Source organism: Tenacibaculum agarivorans (assembly GCF_001936575.1).
GTDB lineage: Bacteria > Bacteroidota > Bacteroidia > Flavobacteriales > Flavobacteriaceae > Polaribacter > Polaribacter agarivorans.
This window is the reverse complement of sequence record NZ_MSMP01000004.1, coordinates 56,385-74,483: the sequence shown is the minus strand read 5'-3', so window position 1 is coordinate 74,483 and position 18,099 is coordinate 56,385. Positions and strand designations below refer to the sequence as shown.

Here is an 18,099-nt window from a genome sequence, read left to right as displayed (position 1 = left end):
AAAAAGACTATTTAAATTCTTTTATTAACGTTAATCTTAGATGAAAATCTTGTCAGTTCGAGTAGCTTTACGGAATAATGATGAGGTAAAATTGTACTTCGGTTTTGCTAAGTAAAGCTATCGAGAACACTATTTTTACTTCTTGACATAAAATTATTTTTCATGTCATTACACAAATAATTTCACTCGAAGTGATACATTTATTCTTAAACGACATTCATGTGTTTATTAGAAATTAATTAATAGTCATACTTTTTGTGTGCATCTAATCGTATAAAGATGAATATTAATAGCGTAAAACCCCATAAAGAAGATCCACCGTAGCTAAAAAAGGGTAGAGGAATACCAATGGTAGGTAAAAGCCCAATAACCATTCCTATATTAACAATAACATGAAAAAATAGGATGGAAACTAAACCGTAACCGTATATTCTTGAAAACTTATTAGTTTGCTGTTCAGCTAAAAAAATGATTCTATATAATAAAACAGAAAAAAGAATGATAACTAGTGCGCTACCTAGAAATCCCCATTCTTCTCCTACTGTACTAAAAATGTAATCGGTATCTTGTTCGGGGACAAAATTTCCTTGTGTACGATCTCCTTGTAAAAAACCTTTGCCTAAAAAACCTCCTGATTTAATGGTTAATTCAGATTGATAGGTATTATAACCAATTCCTCTATTATCTTCAATTTTTCCAAGTAAAATATCAAATCGGTCTTTTTGATGTTGTTTTAAAATATTGGTATATGTATAACCTACAGCAGTTATAAATAAAATAGAAACTACATACGTGAGTAAAATTATGGGCCAGTTAAATCTGAAAAACTGTTTGTTTTTATATATTAAGTATATAATGATAAGCGAGGTTACGGATAAGGTAGAAATTAAGATAATTTTAGTTCCATAGTTTACAGTAAGTAAGAACAAAACTATAGTGATAATTCCTAATATGAAATATCTTAGTGTTAATCCTTCTCTATTCAATACAAAAAAGAAAGAGAAATAAATTAATACAGATCCCATATCTGGCTGTAATGCAATAAAAAAAGCAGGGAGAAAAATAACAATAAATGCCTTGATTTGATTTTTTACAAGATCTAAATTATATTGTCTATCACTCATTAATTTTGCTAATGCAAGCGCTGTAAAAGCTTTAGAAAACTCAGAAGGCTGTAATCCTATTCCTCCGAAATTATACCAAGAGGTAGCTCCATTTATCTTTTTTCCAAAGACCAAGACTCCAGCTAATAAAACCAAAGAAAAAATATAAATTAAACTGGAATACTGTTCGTAAAATTTAGAGTTAAGGAATAGAATGAAAACAATTAAAGGGAAACTCAAAGCGATAAAAATCAGCTGTTTTCCATATCTGCTACTAAAATCAAATAACTCGCCGCTGCTATTTGTAGAAGATGCAGCATAAATATTAACCCAGCCAAAAGCAACTAGAATTAAATATAGTAGTATAGTAAACCAATCTATGTTTTTAAAGATGTTGTTCTCCTGTTGCCTCAATGGAATCTTTTTTTATTATCAATTTATCGTATTCTTTTTGAAGACTCAGATTCACCATTCGATCTTCTAAATATTTTCGTTCCACTTTACCGTTAATGTATTTTTCAATCATTAAACTAGTTATTGGAGCCGCGATTGTTGAACCAAAACCTCCATTTTCTACAAAAACAGCCATGGCTATTTTAGGGTTGTCTTTTGGTGCAAAAGCTATAAGTATTGAATGGTCAGTTAATTGCACTTTTTGACCATTTATTCTAGTAAAATTTTCAACGGTTCCTGTTTTTCCACATATATCAATTCCTTTTACCTGACTATATCTACCTGTACCAGTTTTAAAAACTTCATGCATCGCATCAATCACAGCAGGAAAATGTTCTGGAGCAATAGTGGTTTGCCTTTTTGACGTGAATTTTTCATTGTTGATATTCTCACTATTTAATTTTTTGACAATATGTGGCGTAAAGTAAAACCCTCTATTGGCAATAGCAGCTGTCGCGTTTGCAAGTTGGATAGGTGTAGTTTGAATTTCTCCTTGACCTATAGCATTCGAGATATTAGTGGTAGGTCCCCAACCAAAAGAATAACGATCATTATAATACTTAGCATTAGGAATTAATCCTTTTTGACCTACTGGTAGATCGTAACCTAGATAATTTCCTAAACCAAAACTTTTAATCTGATTACTCCAATTATCAAATCCGGATTTTATATCCTTAGGTTTATCTATAATTTTTCGATAAGCATCAGAAAAATAGCTATTACAGGATCTAGCTATAGCTTTTTTTAAACGAATAGGTCTGCCATAAATACCACAATGACATTTCATGAATTCATTTTTACGTTTTCCGTATCGATATCCTCCATAACAATATACGTATGATTGCTCACTAATAACTCCTTCTTGTAAGCCAACAAGTCCATTCAATATTTTAAAAGGAGAACCAGGAGGGTAAACACCTTGAAGGCCTCTATCATATGTAGGATTATTTATGGTATCTCCGAAAAGAGTAGGAGAGTATACTGAACGTTTTCTACCCACTAATAAGTTTGGGTCGTAAGAGGGAGCTGTAACTAAAGCGAGTATTTCTCCAGATGATGGTTCGAGCACAACAATTCCTCCTCGTTTACCTGTCATTAATTTTTCACCATACTTCTGCAAATCACTATCTATGGTTAATGTCAGATCTTTTCCTGGAACAGAAAGCGTGTCATAAATACCTTCTTTATATGAACCTGTAATTCTATTGAGATTATCTCTGTTGTAATGTTTTTTACCTTTACTACCTCTCAGTTCCTTTTCATAATATCTCTCAACTCCAAGTTTTCCGATTAATTCACCATTTTCATATTCAGGATTATTTTTAGCTTGTAACTCATTTACTTCTGCTAAAAAACCTAATACGTTTGCTGCAATTGGTTTGGGATAATTTCTAATGGTTCTTTTTTGAATGTAAAATCCTTTGAATTTGTGTAGTTTTTCTTGTAAAAAAGCATAATCTTTTTTGGCTAAGTGCTTTATAAAGACTGCGGGTAACCAAGGAGCAAACTTTTTTGCATTTTTAATTTTTTTAATTCTGCGTAAAAAATCTTCTTTGGAGATTTTAAGTAAGCTACAAAATTCAAGAGTATCTATGGCTGATAATTCTTTAGGAATCGCCATAACATCGTAAGAAATTTGATTGGCAACTAACAGTTTACCACTTCTATCATAGATATAACCTCGTTCAGGATAGTCATATTCAATTTTTATAGTAGCACTACTTATTGGATTAGGGTTACCGCCTTCTAATACTTGTAACTGAAATAATCTACCTATGTATATAATGCCTACTAATCCTATTAAAAAAATTAATAAAAAGCTTCGTTTCACAATTGCTGTTTTCTTCTAAAAATAAAGTTCCCCACAAAATATAAAATTAACGAAAAAATGCAGGATAATAGTGTGTTTACAATAACATTTAAGAAATTATTAAAACTAAAATTGATCAACAGAAAAACAATGAAATGATGAATTAGAGTTAGTGAAGCAATGAAATTAAATACTTTTCCAAAAGATTCTTGGCTCATGGTAAAAAACTCATAATCAACTTCAGTTTTTTGAAAAAAGGTTTTAAAAAAGTAAGGTCTTATGTAGGCAATTGTAGTTGTGGCAAATGTGTGTATCCCTCCAGAATCTGAGAATAAATCTACAAATAAGCCCAAGAAAAAAGCTGAAAAAAGTATTGGAAATCTATTTACTTTATACGGGAAGATAAAAATGAAAATAATGTATAAGTATGGGTTTACATAGCCAAATATTAAGATGTTATTTAATATTAATACTTGTAATAGTGTTAACCCAATGAAAGACAACAATAAATTGAATGTTCTTTTATTCATTATTAGCGTTTTCTAAATCTTTAATTTCTTGTTTGTCAAAATTAATAATAGTGTATATGTTTTCAAGTCTATTCATTTCGTTAAATAACTTCACTTGAATCATTGCCTTAGAATTTTTTTCAACAATTCCAATTGGTATTCCTTTTGGAAAAATAGTTGAATTACCACCAGTAACAATTGTATCTCCCACATTAATTGTAGCTTGTCTAGGGATATCAGCTAATTGAACAGTATTTAGATCTTTTCCATCCCAACTTAAAGAACCAAAATACGTTGTGTTTTTTAGTTTAGCATTGATTTTACTATCTCTATTTAATATTGATCTAACTCTACTATAGTTTTCAGAAGAAAAGTCAGTAACCCCAATAATCCCTTTATGATTTACAACTGCCATTTCACTAGTAACTCCATGCTTTTTTCCTCTATTGATAGTTAAAAAGTTATAGGGTTTATGAAATTCATTTTTAATTATTTTACCATCAACATATTTATACTGTTGATTGGCAATAGAATCAATTTTGGTTTGACTATCAACTTGATCTATTTGCTGTTCAAGTAATGAGATTTTGTTTTTTAACAGCTGATTTTCTTCAATAAGAGAATTGTTTTCAGATCTTAAATCTAAATAACTACTAATGCTGTTTTTCTTGGTGTAAAAGTTGCCAGAAATTGAATTTGCAGAACTAATAAACTTACTTCTATGAAAGCTATGATTATTAATAGTTAGAAATAGCGCTATAATTTGCAACAAAATGAAACACAAAAAATATTTGTATCTCTGTAGGAAAAAAATGAGTTGTTGCATGGTAACATTAGCTTACTAGTACACTCTTATATCTATTCAGGTTTTTTAAAGCTATACCTGTACCTCTTACTACAGCTCTTAAAGGATCTTCGGCAATATAAACAGGTAAATCAGTTTTACGAGACAATCTTTTATCTAGTCCTCTTAACATCGATCCACCACCAGCTAAATAAATCCCTGTATTATATATGTCAGCCGCTAATTCAGGAGGAGTTTTTGATAAGGTTTCCATTACAGCGTCCTCAATTCTTAAAATTGATTTATCTAAAGCTTTAGCCATTTCTCTATAAGAAACTTGAACTTGTTTAGGTTTTCCACTTAATAAGTCTCTACCTTGTACCATCATGTCTTCTGGAGCTTCATCAAGATCTTCAGTTGCAGCGCCAATTTGGATTTTCATTTTTTCAGCAGTGGTTTCACCTACATATAAGTTATGTTGTGTTCTCATGTAATACATAATATCACTCGTAAATAAATCACCAGCAACTTTTACAGATTGGTCACAAACAATACCTGCTAAAGCAATGACAGCGATTTCAGTAGTTCCACCGCCTATATCAATAATCATATTTCCTTTAGGTTCCATAATATCTACACCTACACCAATGGCCGCAGCCATTGGTTCATAGATGAGATAAATTTCTTTAGCATTCATATGACGAGCAGAATCGATTACTGCTCTTTTTTCTACTTCTGTTATACCAGAAGGGATACAAATTACCATTCGTAATGAAGGAGGGAAGATTTTCTTTCTAATTGCAGGTATCTGTTTCACAAACTCTTTGATCATATCTTCAGAGGCTTGGAAATCTGCGATAACTCCATCTTTTAGTGGACGAATAGTTTTAATGTTTTCATGGGTTTTACCTTGCATTTTTTGAGCTTCCTTACCTGTAGCAATGATTTTTCCATTTACTCTATTTCGAGCCACTATGGAGGGATTATCAATCACCACTTTTCCATCATGAATTATTAGGGTGTTTGCAGTTCCCAAATCAATTGCTATATCTTCCGTTAGAAAGTCAAAAAATCCCATAAATTTTATTTATTATATCCCGTTTATGTATTCTCACAAATCTAATAAAAAAAATGAAAGAAAAAACACTATAATTCTAATGTTTAAAGTGTCTTGTTCCTGTAAATACCATAGATAGATTATTCTCATTACAGTAGTTGATACTTAATTCATCTTTTATAGATCCTCCTGGTTGAATTACTGATGAAATTCCTGCTTTATCAGCTATTTCTACACAGTCTGGAAAAGGGAAGAAAGCATCACTAGCCATAACAGCTCCTTTTAAATCAAAATCAAAACTTTTTGCTTTATCAATTGCTTGACGTAAAGCGTCTACTCGACTAGTTTGACCAGTACCACTAGCACATAATTGCTTGTTTTTAGCTAAAACAATAGTGTTAGATTTAGTATGCTTACATATTTTTGAAGCAAATAATAAATCTTCTAACTCGTCTTGATTAGGTTTTGTGTTTGTAGGATATGAAAGATCTTCTATAGCGTCCGTTTTATTATCTTTATCTTGTACTAATACTCCATTAAGGGCAGTTCTTACTGTTTGAGTAGATAACGTAACTTCTTTCTGAATAAGTATAATTCGATTCTTTTTTCCTTTTAAAATTTCTAATGCGTCATCACTAAAGCTAGGAGCAATAACTACTTCACAGAATAATTTATGAATTTCTTCTGCAGTTTCTTTATCTATTGTTGTGTTGGTAATTAAAATTCCACCAAAAGCAGAAACAGGATCACCAGCAAGTGCATCTACATAAGCTTGATAAACGGTTTCTCTTTGTGCAAATCCACAAGCATTATTATGTTTTAAGATAGCAAACGTAGGTGCTTCTCCTTTAAATTCACCAATTAGATTAACAGCGGCATCTACATCTAATAAATTGTTGTAGCTTAATTCTTTTCCATGGAGCTTATCAAACATAGCATCTAAATCTCCAAAGAAAAATCCTTTTTGATGTGGATTTTCACCATATCGTAATGTCTTAGAAATAGTCTCACTAGCTTTAAAAGCTACTTCATCTTCATTAAAATAATTAAAAATAGCAGTATCGTAGTGAGAAGAAATATTGAATGCTTTAGCAGCAAATCGTTTTCTGTCTACTATTGAGGTTTCTCCATTATTATCAGAAATAATGTTTAAAAACTCGTCATATTGCTCCATTGAAGATACAATAAAAGTATCTTTAAAGTTTTTGGCTGCAGCTCTAATTAACGAGATACCACCAATATCTATTTTTTCAATAATATCTTGCTCAGAAGCGCCAGAAGCAACTGTTTTTTCAAAAGGATATAGATCTACAATCACTAAATCTATTTGAGGGATATTATATTCTTCTAACTGTTGAACATCTCCTTCATTATCTTGACGATTAAGAATTCCACCAAAAACTTTTGGGTGTAAAGTTTTAACACGTCCTCCTAAAATTGAAGGGTAATCAGTAACACTTTCCACAGAAACTACATCAATTCCTAATTCAGAAATGAATTTTTCTGTACCTCCAGTAGAGTAAATAGTTACTCCTAATTCGTTAAGTTTTTTTGCTATTGGTGCTAGTCCATCTTTATGAAAGACAGAAATTAATGCAGATTTTATTGTTTTTGTGCTCATGTTGTTGTGTTGTCAATGAGCGCGCAAATTTACTAAAAGAAGAATTCTACTGCAATGATTTTATGTAAAGGCAAAGAAAAAACCGAAAAAATATGTTAATAACTTACAAATTTTTTCGGTTTGGTTTTTTCCATGTTGACTTTTTATTCTGCATTTTCGAGGAAATCTCTAACCCAAAGGGCAATTTTTTCCAGCAAAGTCAACTTTCCAGCTTCGGTGTTTTTACCTAAGCCTTCATAACTAGGGATGTTTTTACTCATCTTTAGGGGATTTTGAGTTTGTAAAAAAAATGTTAATAACTTTTAACAAATTTATACAAAAAAACCATATAACCAAGGATTTATAGATTTTTTTACAAAAATGTAGCGATTTTTTTACATATGTATTCTAATAAGTCTTCATCGTCTTTAGAAAAAGGATTAACTGTATGTGAATCAATGTCTATTTGACCTATGTTTTCTCCGTCAACAAAAATTGGAATTACAATCTCAGATTTTACTTTCCAACCGCAAGAAATATAGTTGTCTTGCTCAGAAACATCTTGTACTACAAAATTTTCATTGCTAACAGCCACTTGTCCACATATTCCTTTACCAAAAGGAATTATAGTATGTTCAGTAGGCTCACCAGCAAATTGAGCTAATTTTAATTCTTCTTTGTTGCCATTTTTAAAATAAAAACCAACCCAATCATAATAAGATACTTCTCCTTTTAAGTAATCACAAATTGCTTGAAGTTTATTTTCAATACTAGTTGTTTCATTATTTAAAATAGTATCTACTTGATTTTTTAAATTTTCAATATTCATTTATAACATTTTTAAGTTGTTAACTTCTTGTTGTGTTAAAGTTCTCCATCTACCTCTAGGTAGATTCTTCTTGGTTAATCCCGCAAAAATTACACGATCTAATTTTACAACATGGTATCCAAAATGTTCAAATATTTTACGAACAATTCTATTTCTACCTGAATGAATTTCAATACCTACTTCTGTTTTCTTTTCTCCTGTTACATAAGATACAGCATCAATGAAAACTTTGCGACCTTCAATAACTACATCTCCTCTTAATTTATCCAAATCAGATAATGATAATTTTTTGTCTAACGAAGCATGATATAACTTTCGTACATTATGCTTAGGGTGAGTTAGTTTTTTAGCTAATTCTCCATCATTCGTAAATAATAACAATCCTGTTGTGTTCCTATCTAATCTTCCTACGGGATATATACGCTCTTTGGTCGCATTACCTATGAGTTCCATTACAGTTTTTCTACCACGGTCATCTTCCATAGTGGTAATGTAATTTTTAGGTTTGTTAAGTAGCACATATTTTTTTTCTTCCATAGAAATTAAACTACCATCAAAACGTACTTCATCATCAGGCTGTACCTTATATCCCATCTCAGTTACTAGATTACCATTAACAGTAACACTTCCATGTTCTATGTATGTATCAGCTTCTCTTCTTGAACAGATTCCTGCATTAGCTATAAATTTATTAAGCCTAACACCAGAAGAATCTTCTTGTTTTTGATTATTGTTAGTTTTCTTTACTGGAGATTGACGTTTAAAGCGAGGATTGCTGTTTCTGCCAGCTTGTCGTCCTCTCGACGAGTTTTTATTATTCATTTTTTATTTTTTAAAACGGGCGCAAATATAGGTTAAATATTTGATTTTAATTAAGTTGATCAATTACTTTATCTAATAATAAAGCTCTGTCTATCAGTAAAAGACTAAAGACACCTATTAATAGTAAAATTTTTAAAACGTTATGCACGCGTTGATATTGTTGTTTTGTGGTTGACTTCCATGTGTATATTCCAGTGAGTATTAATGTTATTCCTGCTACATAAAAATAATACTTCATATATTGAATTGCTGGATAATCGAATAAAATTGATACGGGTACTAATGTCAAAATTAAAAGTAAAAGAATAAACTGTTTTGTTTTTCTTTCACCATATACTACCGGAAATGTGTTATAGTTATTAACTATAGCTCCTTTAATGTTTTCTAAATCTTTAATGAGTTCTCTAGCCATGATTACTAAAAAGAGAAAAAAAGCGTGTACAAAAATTACTTTTGAGAAATTTTTAAAATGTACAAAGATGACAAAGAAAGGGAGAATGGTAAGTATAGTTACGCTAACTAATCCTATAAGAGGATATTTTTTTAATTTATGAGAGTACAGCCAAATACCAAAAATGTATAGACTGAAAAATAATGCAGCTCTCCATGAAACTAAACATCCAAATGCGAATGCTATAAAGTTTAATAGAAAATATAAAGAAAGTTTGGTTTCTTGCTTTATATAATCATCTAAATTAGCTTTTATAGGTTTGTTAATTCTATCAGCTTTTACATCATAAAAATTATTAATAATATATCCTGAAGCAATTACACATACTGTTGCTAACACTAAGTATAATAAGTGCCAATCTAGTAAGACATGTCTTACTGATTTTTTTTCAGAGAAAATAAAAATAGCCGCAAGATATTGTGCAGCTATTAATACTAAAATATTATATCCTCTTACAACAGATAATAGACTTAATAGTTTTACCAATACGGGGCTGTTGTAAAACTTAAGATTCATAGAGGTTAAAATCTATATACTAGTTCTAATTTATAATCTTTTAAACTTTGTTTTGCTCTTTCGTAATCTTCAGTAAAACCTAAGATATATCCACCTCCGCCTGATCCGCAAAGTTTTAAATAGTAATCATTAGTTTGAATTCCGTTTTCCCATACTTTATGAAAAGCATTTGGTATCATCGGTTTAAAGTTGGTTAATACCACTTTAGATAGTTGCTTTACGTTTTTAAATAAAGACTTTACATTTCCTTTTAAAAAGTCGTCAATACAGGCATCTGTATATGTAACAAACTCTTCGTTTAACATTTTTCTAAAACCTTCATTCTTCATTTTATTCATGAATAATGATACCATAGGTTCTGTTTCACCAACTTGCTCAGAATCTAATAAGAAAACTGCACCTTTTCCTTCTTTTTGTGAAGGAATTCCTGTAGCTTCTATATTTTCTTTTGAATTGATAAGTATTGGTAAACTTAAATATGAATTTAATGGATCTAAACCAGAACTTTTTCCATGAAAGAAAGATTCCATTAAAGAGAAAACTTCTTTTAATTTTAATAGTTTATCACGGGTTAAATTTTCAAGAACTGTAATTTTATCAGTAGCATATTTATCATAAATAGAGGCTACTAAAGCACCAGAACTTCCAATTCCATAACCTTGAGGTATAGAAGAATCAAAATACATTCCTGATTCAATATCTTTTTCTATTTCACTTAAATTGAAAGTGACTAGATCAGTTTTTAAAGTTGATAAATACTTGTAAAACTCACGTAAATACCCATTAGACTTAAGAGCTTGACCAGATAAGTTTTTAGAAACTTTTAATGCTCCTTTGTAAGAATTATATGGTATAGCTAATCCTTTCGAATCTTTTATGATGCCATATTCTCCAAATAATAATATTTTGGCATAAAATAGAGGTCCTTTCATTTCAAAGTTTATCTTTAATTACAAAGATACTTATTATTTAATAAACATTCTTATAAAAGGTTTTCCAAACACCAACCTTTTCTCCGTCTTTATATTTTCCTTTAGTTTTTATTTTACCGCTTTTATGAAAGCTTTTCCAAACTCCATCTTCTTTCCCATTTTTAAATTTAAAGAGTGTTTTTAATTCCCCAGATTCAAAGTATTCTCTTTGAATACCATGCAAAACATTGTTTTTATAGCCTACCTTTTTCAATAAGTTTCCATTTTTATAATAAAATTTAACTATACCATGGTAGAATTCTAGACCAACATTTTTCTCTGTACTAAAACCTTCTTTATACTTTTTCCCGTTTTTGTAATAAGTAATTATCCAGTATCCTTTTTTTACTTTTTTAGGATATCCTCTATAATATAATGCTTTTTCTCTAGAGGTTTGATTTCCGTTTAGATCTAACCAAATTTTTTGTTGTGAATACACAAAACTGGTTAAAAAAAGAAATAAGAATGTAATGGATTTAATTGTCATTTTAGTAAAGATTTTTAGCTCCATTTCCTGAATGATCATGAATGTATTGACCATTTTGACAGTATTTTGCTAATTTATTTTCTATAAAAGAATGGATTTCTTTTGTTTCACTTTCAGGATATAATAAATGCACGTTAGCCCCAGCATCTAGTGTAAAACAAACTGTACTATTAGTTTCATTCCTGTAGTTCCAAATTTCGTTAATTACTTTTAATGTGTTAGGTTTCATTAAAATAAAATAAGAATTACTAGTCATCATCATGGCGTGTAATGTTAAAGCTTCACTTTCTACTAGGTTGATAAAAGCTTTACTATCGCCTTTTTGTAAAATTTTAGATAATTTACTCAAATTATCATTAGCCTGCTTAAAACGATTCTCAGCATACGGATGATCAATCATTAAATTATGACCTACAGTGCTAGATACTTGTTTTTCACCTTTATCTACTAAAAGGATAGTGTCTTGGTAATTTTGAAAAATAGGATGAATATCATAAGGAAAAGGAATTCCAAATAGATCAGAGCTTTCTTTGAAATCTGCATGTTCTCCCCAAATAACCAAAGGACCTTCAATACTTCTACTGGCACTTCCAGAACCTAAACGTGCTAAAAAAGATGCCTTTTGATTGAAAAAGTCTTGTGAAATTGTTGGGTTTAGTTGCTTTTCTAAACTCATTAAACACATTGCAATAGCACTCATTCCGCTTGCAGAAGAAGCAATTCCACTACTATGAGGAAAAGAATTTTCGGAATAGATTACCATTTTATATTCCAATACATAAGGACAATAGGTTGCTATTCGATTGAAAAATGTTGCGATTTTAGGTTTAAAATCATCTTTCTTTTTACCTTCAAAAAATAATTCAAATTCAGGAGTTTCTAGTTTTTGATGTTTAGAAAACTCAATTTTTGTTGTAGTATGACAATTACTCAGTGTAAAACTAATAGATGCATTTTTAGGTAGTTGTGGATTGGTTTTTCCCCAATATTTTACCAATGCAATGTTACTTGGTGTTTGCCATTCAGTAGTTAACTTGTCTATTGAATAATCTAAATTTTTCGGAATAAAAGAAGTAGTATTGGTTCCCAAAGTTCTAAAATTTTGTGTAAAGATAGAACTTCACTTAGATATCGACCAATTTTTGTAAAACAGTTTCTTTATAATTTCTACTTATAGGAATGGATTTTCTATTTACTTCTACATATTCATTCGTATAGGCTTCTATACATTTTATAGATACAATAAAAGATCGATGGACTCTTAAAAAGTTTGATTTTGGGAGTCTGTTTTCAATATTACTTATAGTTTCTCTAGTAATAATAGTTTTTTCATTCAGGTGAATTTTGATGTAATCACTCATACTTTCAATGTATTGTATTTCATCAAAATTAATTTTAACCATTTTTCTCTCATGTCTTACAAAAAAGAAGTCTTCTTGTTTTTTTTGAGGGTTAGAATTTTGTTGTGGTATACTATCTGTTGGTACTTTTTGTATAGCTTGAATAAATCGATCAAAAGCAATTGGCTTTAGTAAGTAGTCAATGACATCTAAATCAAAACCATCTATTGCATAATCTCTATAGGCTGTAGTGAAAATAATATGAGACTGCTTATTAATAATTTTAGCTAAACTGACTCCGTTAATTTCCGGCATATTTATGTCTAAAAAAAATAAATCTATAGTATTTTGTTTCAAAAACTGAATTACATCAATGGCATTATTAAAGGTACCTATCAATTCTAGATTAGGTGTTTTATCAATATATGTTTCTAATATTTCTCTTGCTACGGGTTCATCATCAACCACAACACATTTGAGTTTATGATTCATTTTTGATCGGAATTTTTAATTCGACATGGAATTTATTGTCAAGTTCAGAAATGATTAGGGTAGCATTATCTTTATATAACATGTGTAATCGCTGTTTAAGATTAGCTAATCCAATGCCTCCATGATGTTGCTTAGTTTTTCCAGAAGAGTTTACCACTGAAAAATGGATGGAACCCTGTTTAATATGTACTATAATATCTACCATAAGCTTACCATGTATAGGAATACCGTGCTTAAAAGCGTTTTCAATAAAAGGTAAAAAAAGCATAGGAGGGACCTCAATTTTAGGATCAATTTCTTCTTTATGAAAATGAACTTCTAAACTATCTTGAAATCTTATTTTTTCTAGTTCTATATAATTTTGAATATGATTTATCTCGTTTTGTAAAGAAACTTTTGATTTGTCTACCTGATATAAAATGTAATCCAATAAACTAGAAAGTTTTAAAATGATTTCAGGTGTTTTCTGAGATCTTTTTAAGGCAAAGCCATATAATGTGTTTAATGTATTGAATAAGAAATGTGGATGAATTTGCATCTTCAAATACTTTAACTCTTGTTCTTTAAGTTGCAATTGAGTTTCTAAAAACTTGCTTTTTAAATCTTCACTTTTTAAAGCGGATTTATAGTTATGTATTACTAATCCTAACATAATAACAATTAATACGATAAAATAAATTCCTAAAACAATAAAAGGAATCGTTTTTGTTAGTGGAGATGCATTATCTGTTGTTAAATGATAGCAAAAAACGAGTCCATATAATATAGAAAGGATGATAAAGAAAGAACTAATAATAAATGTGTAAATGGTATAAAGGATGAATAAACCTTGCTTTTTTTGTAATAAGTAATTAGGAATAAGGAAAAAGAAGAAAAAATAACTTGTACATATGGTAACAGGCATCAGGAATAAAGAGAATTTATTAATGTATGCTGTGTTTTTACTTCCATAACCTAAAAAGTAGGTAAAGAAAAAGTATACTCCAATCCAAAAAATCAAATGTATTGCAGTTATGGATATCCATTTAAAAATAGGTGTATATTTTTTCATCTCTGCAATATCTTTCTTTTTTTGAAAAATCAACATAATTTGCGCTAAAATTCCAATATTTAGAGACGGAATGCATATTCAAAGCTTATCTTGAAAAAGTAGTAGTTTTGGTTTGTAATCTTGTAAAACGTCGAAATAAAAAATAAAGACTAGATATCAGAGATACTTTTGGAGCATAATAACTTTTAAATTTTAGAATTATGAACTTTTTATTTTTAGGTCAATTATTTGATAGATTAAATGAAGGAGGACCAATTTTTACGTATCCATTGTTTTTAATGTTTTTAACTTGTATAGGATTAACGATTTATTCCTTCATGAAAGGAGATGTCTCTGGTAAATTAAAACAAATAATACATCATGTAAGTCTCTTTGCTCTTGTCTGGGGATTTTTAGGACAAATGCTAGGTTTAATTGGAGCTTTTGATGCGATTAGTGCTCATGGTCCAGTTTCACCAGAAATTTTAGCAGGAGGTTTAAAAGTAGCATTGTTAAGTCCTGTCTTTGGAATGGTTGTTTTTCTAATAGGTAGGTTGGGTATATTAAGTTTGACCTTTAAGAAATAACATAACCAAAAATAAATTAAAAGTATTTAACCTTACATTACTATTTCCATATTTCTTTAGATATAAACGAAAGCCATTTTTAAGTATTCCAATTTTTGGAACAGGTAACTACTATCTATAAATTATAAGATTTTAATTAATAATAAATAAGCGTAATTTCTTTATTGTCCTTTTTATGAAGTTAAGTTGCGTTAAAACCCATTTCTAAATCAGAAATGGGTTATTTTTGCGATATGAATAGAAAACTAAAATTGATTTGGGATTTTAAAGGTCCAGATGCTCTAGAAACAGCAAAACATCATTGTATACATTTAAAAGAGTTTACTCAAATTGAGAATTTAGCATATTATGAAATAGATCATCAACAGTTGAATGAAATGCATACTATTGCTTTTGTTATAGTTGATGAATCTGTAATGAAAATTTACAGAGATGCATTAAAACCGCACCGAGGAGAACTTGCTGATTAATTAGTTTTTACTGTAGTTTCTTCAAAAGTACTATAGTAGTCTTCACGAATTGTTCCCATTATTCTATCCCAAAAAAGGAAATACAATCCATAATTTCCATTAAATTTTTTGTGATGTAGATTATGTGCTGTAGAAGTATTTATCCATTTTCCAATTAGAGTTTTGTGGAATCCTTTTGGGTATAATTCAAACCCTAAATGTCCATATACATTGTAGATAATTTGGAATAAGAAAAATAGTCCAAAAGCAGAAATGTGTACGGGTAATGTAAATGCTATCAAAGGAGCAATTAAAGCTTCTAAAAAAGCTTCAAAAGGATGAAAAGCATAAGCTGTCCAAGGTGATGGATTGGTAGATTTATGATGAATTAAATGTACTTTTCTATATAGTTTAGGGTGATGCATCATTCGATGCATCCAATAAAAATAGGTGTCGTGCAAGAAAAGCATCCAAATCCAACTGAAAATATAGTATAAAACTCCGTATTGATTAAAATTTCTGTAGATATTGGTATAAGAAAATAGATAATAAAATATAATCAGTGAAACTGTTCCGAAAATAGAAACAGAAATTAAAGAATAGATAATATCTCGTTTGTAATCTTTTCTTTTAGGAAGTTTCTTTTGAATTTTTCTAAACCAAAAAATGTTTTTAAACATAAAATAGAACGAAATAAAAGCCAAACTAGCCGTTATTAAGTATCTAATTAGAATTTTATAAGTTCCCTTAGACCAAAACTCTATAAATGTATCTGCCGCAATCATGTTTTAAATGTATAATAATTAAACTTTTATTCAAAACTTTGCATTATAGATTGTAAGTAATTAATCTATAATTTGTCTAATAAAATATTGTATCTTTCATCTTTAATATTGTTCATGTATACCAATAAATCAACCTTACTAATCATTCTTTTACTGCAAATCAATAGTTATGCACAGCATAGGCTTGTTTCTAATACTGCGCATTACTCTCTTCAGCAAACTATAGATATGAATAATGAAATCATAGAAGGAAGAACTGAGTTTTTTGAGAAGCAAGCTGAAGAAAAGCCTTTAATGTTTCAGAAAACTAAAGTTATGATTGGAGAATTAAATAGGTTGTCTACTAATGTGATCAAATATATTTCAGGTATTCAAAACGAAGTAAATAGTGAACGTGTACTTTATGAATTATTAGATGAAGACCATTACGAAAAGGTTATTTTTGATTATCAAGGAGATCTAACAGAAAAAGGAAAACAACTAAAAATAAAAATTGATAGTCTTTATAATTATTCACTAAGAATTAATGTTCATAGGTTGTCTCAGTTAGAAAATTATTCTGAGGAGAAGTTGAAAACTAGTTCAGATTTTTATGATCATAATGAACAAAAACTCTCTTATTTTCATTATCTTTTCTATGATAAAACAAACTATGGAATGATGATGTCAATGAATTATTTATTGCTTGATGTACAGACATTTCAATTGTTGTATTATGGTACAGTAATGAATTACTAATCTTTTAAAAATAAAAAAATGTTCTTAATAAATTTACACGCAATTCCTGAGTCTACATCTGAATATTTTGGAAAAGTAATTGGAGCTTATGTAAGCGTTTATGTTGATTATGTAGATGCAGAAGGAGCCATACAACTGGCAAAGTTTTATACTGAAGATGAAGGATGGAAGGTTGAAAATATAGACGATGAGTTTTTTGAAATTGAAAATGCTACAGAATTAGATGAAGAGCAAAAACAATTTTTTGAAGAAGCTAAAGAATATGGCTATACTATGATTTTCAATTGCTATGAATCCGAAGACGAAGGGGAGGAAGAATAACTGATCAGGTTACAAAAAAATAACCAAAACTTTAACACAAGTGTTGAAAGAATAAGGGAGAGAGTAATATCAATTATGTATATTGCTTTAGTTTTATTACATTGAATATATATGAATGAGAAGCTTAAAAAAATTGTAAACTATCCTATTACTAGAATTGTTCTTGGTATTGGAATATGTTTGTTGGTGTTAATTGGTTTTCAAAATTTTATTTCGAAACCAATATTTCAAAGCCTTATTGTATCCAAAGAAATATCAGATCTCATAATTAATTATGTGTCAGTTGCAGTTTTATTAACAACGTACTATTATTTATTTCAATTCTATGAAAAAAGAAAGATTACAGAATTATCTCGAAAATATCTATTTAGTGAATTAGGCGGCGGTTTTTTATTGGGTTTCTTCATATTGTCCATTGTAATTCTAATTTTACACTTGTTAGGCTATTATAAAATACTCAGCTTTTCGGGTTTTACTTATTTTTTAGGAAGTTTTTCATTTCTTGTTATAGCAGCGCTTATAGAAGAGATTTTTTTTAGAGCCATTTTATACAGGATTTTAGAGAATTGGATAGGAACTTATATTGCTTTAGCAATCATTTCGGTTGTATTTGAATTACCGCATATTTTTAATGATAATGTAACTGTTTTATCAGTTGTTTTAGGTTTGCTTTTTGGATTTGCTCATGGAATTATGTATACCTATTCCAAAAGAATTTGGTTGCCATTTGCATTTCACTTAGGATGGAATTTTGCACAACCTTTTTATGGCTCAAATTTATCAGGAATAGATAGTGTAGGATCTGTATTTAAAGCTGAATTTACTGGTCCCAAGTTGATAACAGGAACTATTAATTATGGGATAGAAGATTCTATTTTGTCTATCTTTTTATTACTTATTGTGTGTATTGTCTTTTTCTACCTTTCAGTAAAAGAAAGCAAAATAATACCATATAAAAAGTAAAT

At 29.4% G+C, this 18,099-nt stretch carries 20 protein-coding genes; 5 read left to right on the top strand and 15 right to left on the bottom strand.

What is annotated here, in order from left to right:
• Positions 1 to 239: 239 nt before the first annotated feature.
• From rodA to BVC87_RS04055, 14 genes are all read right to left on the bottom strand, one after another.
• Positions 240 to 1,517: a rod shape-determining protein RodA gene (gene rodA, locus BVC87_RS04120; protein ID WP_075341092.1), complete on the bottom strand. Its 1,278-nt coding sequence runs from the start codon at positions 1,515 to 1,517 to the stop codon at positions 240 to 242.
• Entirely contained in the window at positions 1,489 to 3,387 is a 1,899-nt protein-coding gene (gene mrdA, locus BVC87_RS04115) for a penicillin-binding protein 2 (RefSeq protein ID WP_075341091.1), read from the bottom strand. The genes rodA and mrdA overlap by 29 nt, the downstream gene beginning before the upstream one ends.
• Positions 3,384 to 3,896: a rod shape-determining protein MreD gene (gene mreD / locus BVC87_RS04110; protein WP_075341090.1), complete on the bottom strand. Its 513-nt coding sequence runs from the start codon at positions 3,894 to 3,896 to the stop codon at positions 3,384 to 3,386. Before mreD ends, mrdA begins: the two co-directional genes overlap by 4 nt.
• A complete protein-coding gene (gene mreC, locus BVC87_RS04105) occupies positions 3,889 to 4,701 on the bottom strand; it encodes a rod shape-determining protein MreC (RefSeq protein WP_075341089.1) in 813 nt (270 codons plus the stop codon). Before mreC ends, mreD begins: the two co-directional genes overlap by 8 nt.
• Positions 4,702 to 4,708: 7 nt before the next feature.
• On the bottom strand, positions 4,709 to 5,737 hold the full coding sequence (locus BVC87_RS04100; protein WP_075341088.1) for a rod shape-determining protein: 1,029 nt from the start codon (positions 5,735 to 5,737) through the stop codon (positions 4,709 to 4,711).
• A 76-nt stretch (positions 5,738 to 5,813) separates the two neighbouring features.
• The gene (purH, locus tag BVC87_RS04095; RefSeq protein WP_075341087.1) at positions 5,814 to 7,337 is read right to left on the bottom strand and encodes a bifunctional phosphoribosylaminoimidazolecarboxamide formyltransferase/IMP cyclohydrolase; all 1,524 of its coding nucleotides are present in this window, start codon (positions 7,335 to 7,337) and stop codon (positions 5,814 to 5,816) included.
• Positions 7,338 to 7,689: 352 nt separating this feature from the next.
• A complete protein-coding gene (locus tag BVC87_RS04090; RefSeq protein ID WP_075341086.1) occupies positions 7,690 to 8,145 on the bottom strand; it encodes a GAF domain-containing protein in 456 nt (151 codons plus the stop codon).
• Positions 8,146 to 8,967, bottom strand: coding sequence for a pseudouridine synthase (locus tag BVC87_RS04085; protein ID WP_075341085.1), 822 nt, complete (start codon positions 8,965 to 8,967; stop codon positions 8,146 to 8,148). It lies immediately after the preceding gene.
• Between the two features lie 46 nt (positions 8,968 to 9,013).
• Positions 9,014 to 9,934 carry a geranylgeranylglycerol-phosphate geranylgeranyltransferase gene (locus tag BVC87_RS04080; RefSeq protein WP_075341084.1) on the bottom strand — a complete coding sequence of 307 codons (921 nt, stop codon included), beginning with the start codon at positions 9,932 to 9,934 and terminating at the stop codon, positions 9,014 to 9,016.
• A 5-nt stretch (positions 9,935 to 9,939) separates the two neighbouring features.
• On the bottom strand, positions 9,940 to 10,866 hold the full coding sequence (locus tag BVC87_RS04075; protein WP_075341083.1) for a mevalonate kinase family protein: 927 nt from the start codon (positions 10,864 to 10,866) through the stop codon (positions 9,940 to 9,942).
• Between the two features lie 37 nt (positions 10,867 to 10,903).
• Complete coding sequence (locus BVC87_RS04070) at positions 10,904 to 11,392, bottom strand: toxin-antitoxin system YwqK family antitoxin (protein WP_159439314.1); 489 nt, start codon at positions 11,390 to 11,392, stop codon at positions 10,904 to 10,906.
• A 1-nt stretch (position 11,393) separates the two neighbouring features.
• Positions 11,394 to 12,482: a diphosphomevalonate/mevalonate 3,5-bisphosphate decarboxylase family protein gene (locus BVC87_RS04065; protein WP_075341081.1), complete on the bottom strand. Its 1,089-nt coding sequence runs from the start codon at positions 12,480 to 12,482 to the stop codon at positions 11,394 to 11,396.
• A gap of 34 nt (positions 12,483 to 12,516) precedes the next feature.
• Positions 12,517 to 13,224: a LytR/AlgR family response regulator transcription factor gene (locus BVC87_RS04060; protein WP_075341080.1), complete on the bottom strand. Its 708-nt coding sequence runs from the start codon at positions 13,222 to 13,224 to the stop codon at positions 12,517 to 12,519.
• Positions 13,214 to 14,311 carry a sensor histidine kinase gene (locus tag BVC87_RS04055; protein ID WP_234974629.1) on the bottom strand — a complete coding sequence of 366 codons (1,098 nt, stop codon included), beginning with the start codon at positions 14,309 to 14,311 and terminating at the stop codon, positions 13,214 to 13,216. Before BVC87_RS04055 ends, BVC87_RS04060 begins: the two co-directional genes overlap by 11 nt.
• Before the next feature lie 164 nt (positions 14,312 to 14,475).
• Between BVC87_RS04055 and BVC87_RS04050 the strand changes: the two genes are divergently transcribed.
• A complete protein-coding gene (locus tag BVC87_RS04050; protein WP_075341079.1) occupies positions 14,476 to 14,841 on the top strand; it encodes a MotA/TolQ/ExbB proton channel family protein in 366 nt (121 codons plus the stop codon).
• Between the two features lie 233 nt (positions 14,842 to 15,074).
• Positions 15,075 to 15,311: a hypothetical protein gene (locus tag BVC87_RS04045; RefSeq protein WP_075341078.1), complete on the top strand. Its 237-nt coding sequence runs from the start codon at positions 15,075 to 15,077 to the stop codon at positions 15,309 to 15,311.
• On the opposite strand, the gene BVC87_RS04040 is transcribed toward BVC87_RS04045, so the two are convergent.
• A complete protein-coding gene (locus BVC87_RS04040; protein WP_075341077.1) occupies positions 15,308 to 16,075 on the bottom strand; it encodes a sterol desaturase family protein in 768 nt (255 codons plus the stop codon). The two genes, BVC87_RS04045 and BVC87_RS04040, sit on opposite strands and share 4 nt — an antisense overlap.
• Before the next feature lie 114 nt (positions 16,076 to 16,189).
• On the opposite strand from BVC87_RS04040, the gene BVC87_RS04035 reads away from it, so the two are divergent.
• From BVC87_RS04035 to BVC87_RS04025, 3 genes are all read left to right on the top strand, one after another.
• Positions 16,190 to 16,813: a hypothetical protein gene (locus BVC87_RS04035; RefSeq protein ID WP_075341076.1), complete on the top strand. Its 624-nt coding sequence runs from the start codon at positions 16,190 to 16,192 to the stop codon at positions 16,811 to 16,813.
• Between the two features lie 18 nt (positions 16,814 to 16,831).
• On the top strand, positions 16,832 to 17,134 hold the full coding sequence (locus BVC87_RS04030) for a hypothetical protein (protein ID WP_075341075.1): 303 nt from the start codon (positions 16,832 to 16,834) through the stop codon (positions 17,132 to 17,134).
• Positions 17,135 to 17,245: 111 nt separating this feature from the next.
• Positions 17,246 to 18,097: a CPBP family intramembrane glutamic endopeptidase gene (locus BVC87_RS04025; protein ID WP_075341074.1), complete on the top strand. Its 852-nt coding sequence runs from the start codon at positions 17,246 to 17,248 to the stop codon at positions 18,095 to 18,097.
• The last annotated feature ends 2 nt before the right edge of the window (positions 18,098 to 18,099 follow it).

What these genes read in the sequence shown, in the direction of transcription:
- BVC87_RS04030 (WP_075341075.1), top strand. Translation starts at nt 16,832, where the DNA reads ATGTTCTTAATAAATTTACACGCAATTCCTGAGTCTACATCTGAATAT.
- mreD (WP_075341090.1), bottom strand. Translation starts at nt 3,896, where the DNA reads ATGAATAAAAGAACATTCAATTTATTGTTGTCTTTCATTGGGTTAACA.
- BVC87_RS04060 (WP_075341080.1), bottom strand. Translation starts at nt 13,224, where the DNA reads ATGAATCATAAACTCAAATGTGTTGTGGTTGATGATGAACCCGTAGCA.
- BVC87_RS04035 (WP_075341076.1), top strand. Translation starts at nt 16,190, where the DNA reads ATGTATACCAATAAATCAACCTTACTAATCATTCTTTTACTGCAAATC.
- BVC87_RS04050 (WP_075341079.1), top strand. Translation starts at nt 14,476, where the DNA reads ATGAACTTTTTATTTTTAGGTCAATTATTTGATAGATTAAATGAAGGA.
- BVC87_RS04040 (WP_075341077.1), bottom strand. Translation starts at nt 16,075, where the DNA reads ATGATTGCGGCAGATACATTTATAGAGTTTTGGTCTAAGGGAACTTAT.
- mreC (WP_075341089.1), bottom strand. Translation starts at nt 4,701, where the DNA reads ATGCAACAACTCATTTTTTTCCTACAGAGATACAAATATTTTTTGTGT.
- BVC87_RS04090 (WP_075341086.1), bottom strand. Translation starts at nt 8,145, where the DNA reads ATGAATATTGAAAATTTAAAAAATCAAGTAGATACTATTTTAAATAAT.
- BVC87_RS04045 (WP_075341078.1), top strand. Translation starts at nt 15,075, where the DNA reads ATGAATAGAAAACTAAAATTGATTTGGGATTTTAAAGGTCCAGATGCT.
- BVC87_RS04085 (WP_075341085.1), bottom strand. Translation starts at nt 8,967, where the DNA reads ATGAATAATAAAAACTCGTCGAGAGGACGACAAGCTGGCAGAAACAGC.
- BVC87_RS04075 (WP_075341083.1), bottom strand. Translation starts at nt 10,866, where the DNA reads ATGAAAGGACCTCTATTTTATGCCAAAATATTATTATTTGGAGAATAT.
- BVC87_RS04080 (WP_075341084.1), bottom strand. Translation starts at nt 9,934, where the DNA reads ATGAATCTTAAGTTTTACAACAGCCCCGTATTGGTAAAACTATTAAGT.
- BVC87_RS04055 (WP_234974629.1), bottom strand. Translation starts at nt 14,311, where the DNA reads ATGTTGATTTTTCAAAAAAAGAAAGATATTGCAGAGATGAAAAAATAT.
- BVC87_RS04100 (WP_075341088.1), bottom strand. Translation starts at nt 5,737, where the DNA reads ATGGGATTTTTTGACTTTCTAACGGAAGATATAGCAATTGATTTGGGA.
- BVC87_RS04025 (WP_075341074.1), top strand. Translation starts at nt 17,246, where the DNA reads ATGAATGAGAAGCTTAAAAAAATTGTAAACTATCCTATTACTAGAATT.
- BVC87_RS04070 (WP_159439314.1), bottom strand. Translation starts at nt 11,392, where the DNA reads ATGACAATTAAATCCATTACATTCTTATTTCTTTTTTTAACCAGTTTT.
- purH (WP_075341087.1), bottom strand. Translation starts at nt 7,337, where the DNA reads ATGAGCACAAAAACAATAAAATCTGCATTAATTTCTGTCTTTCATAAA.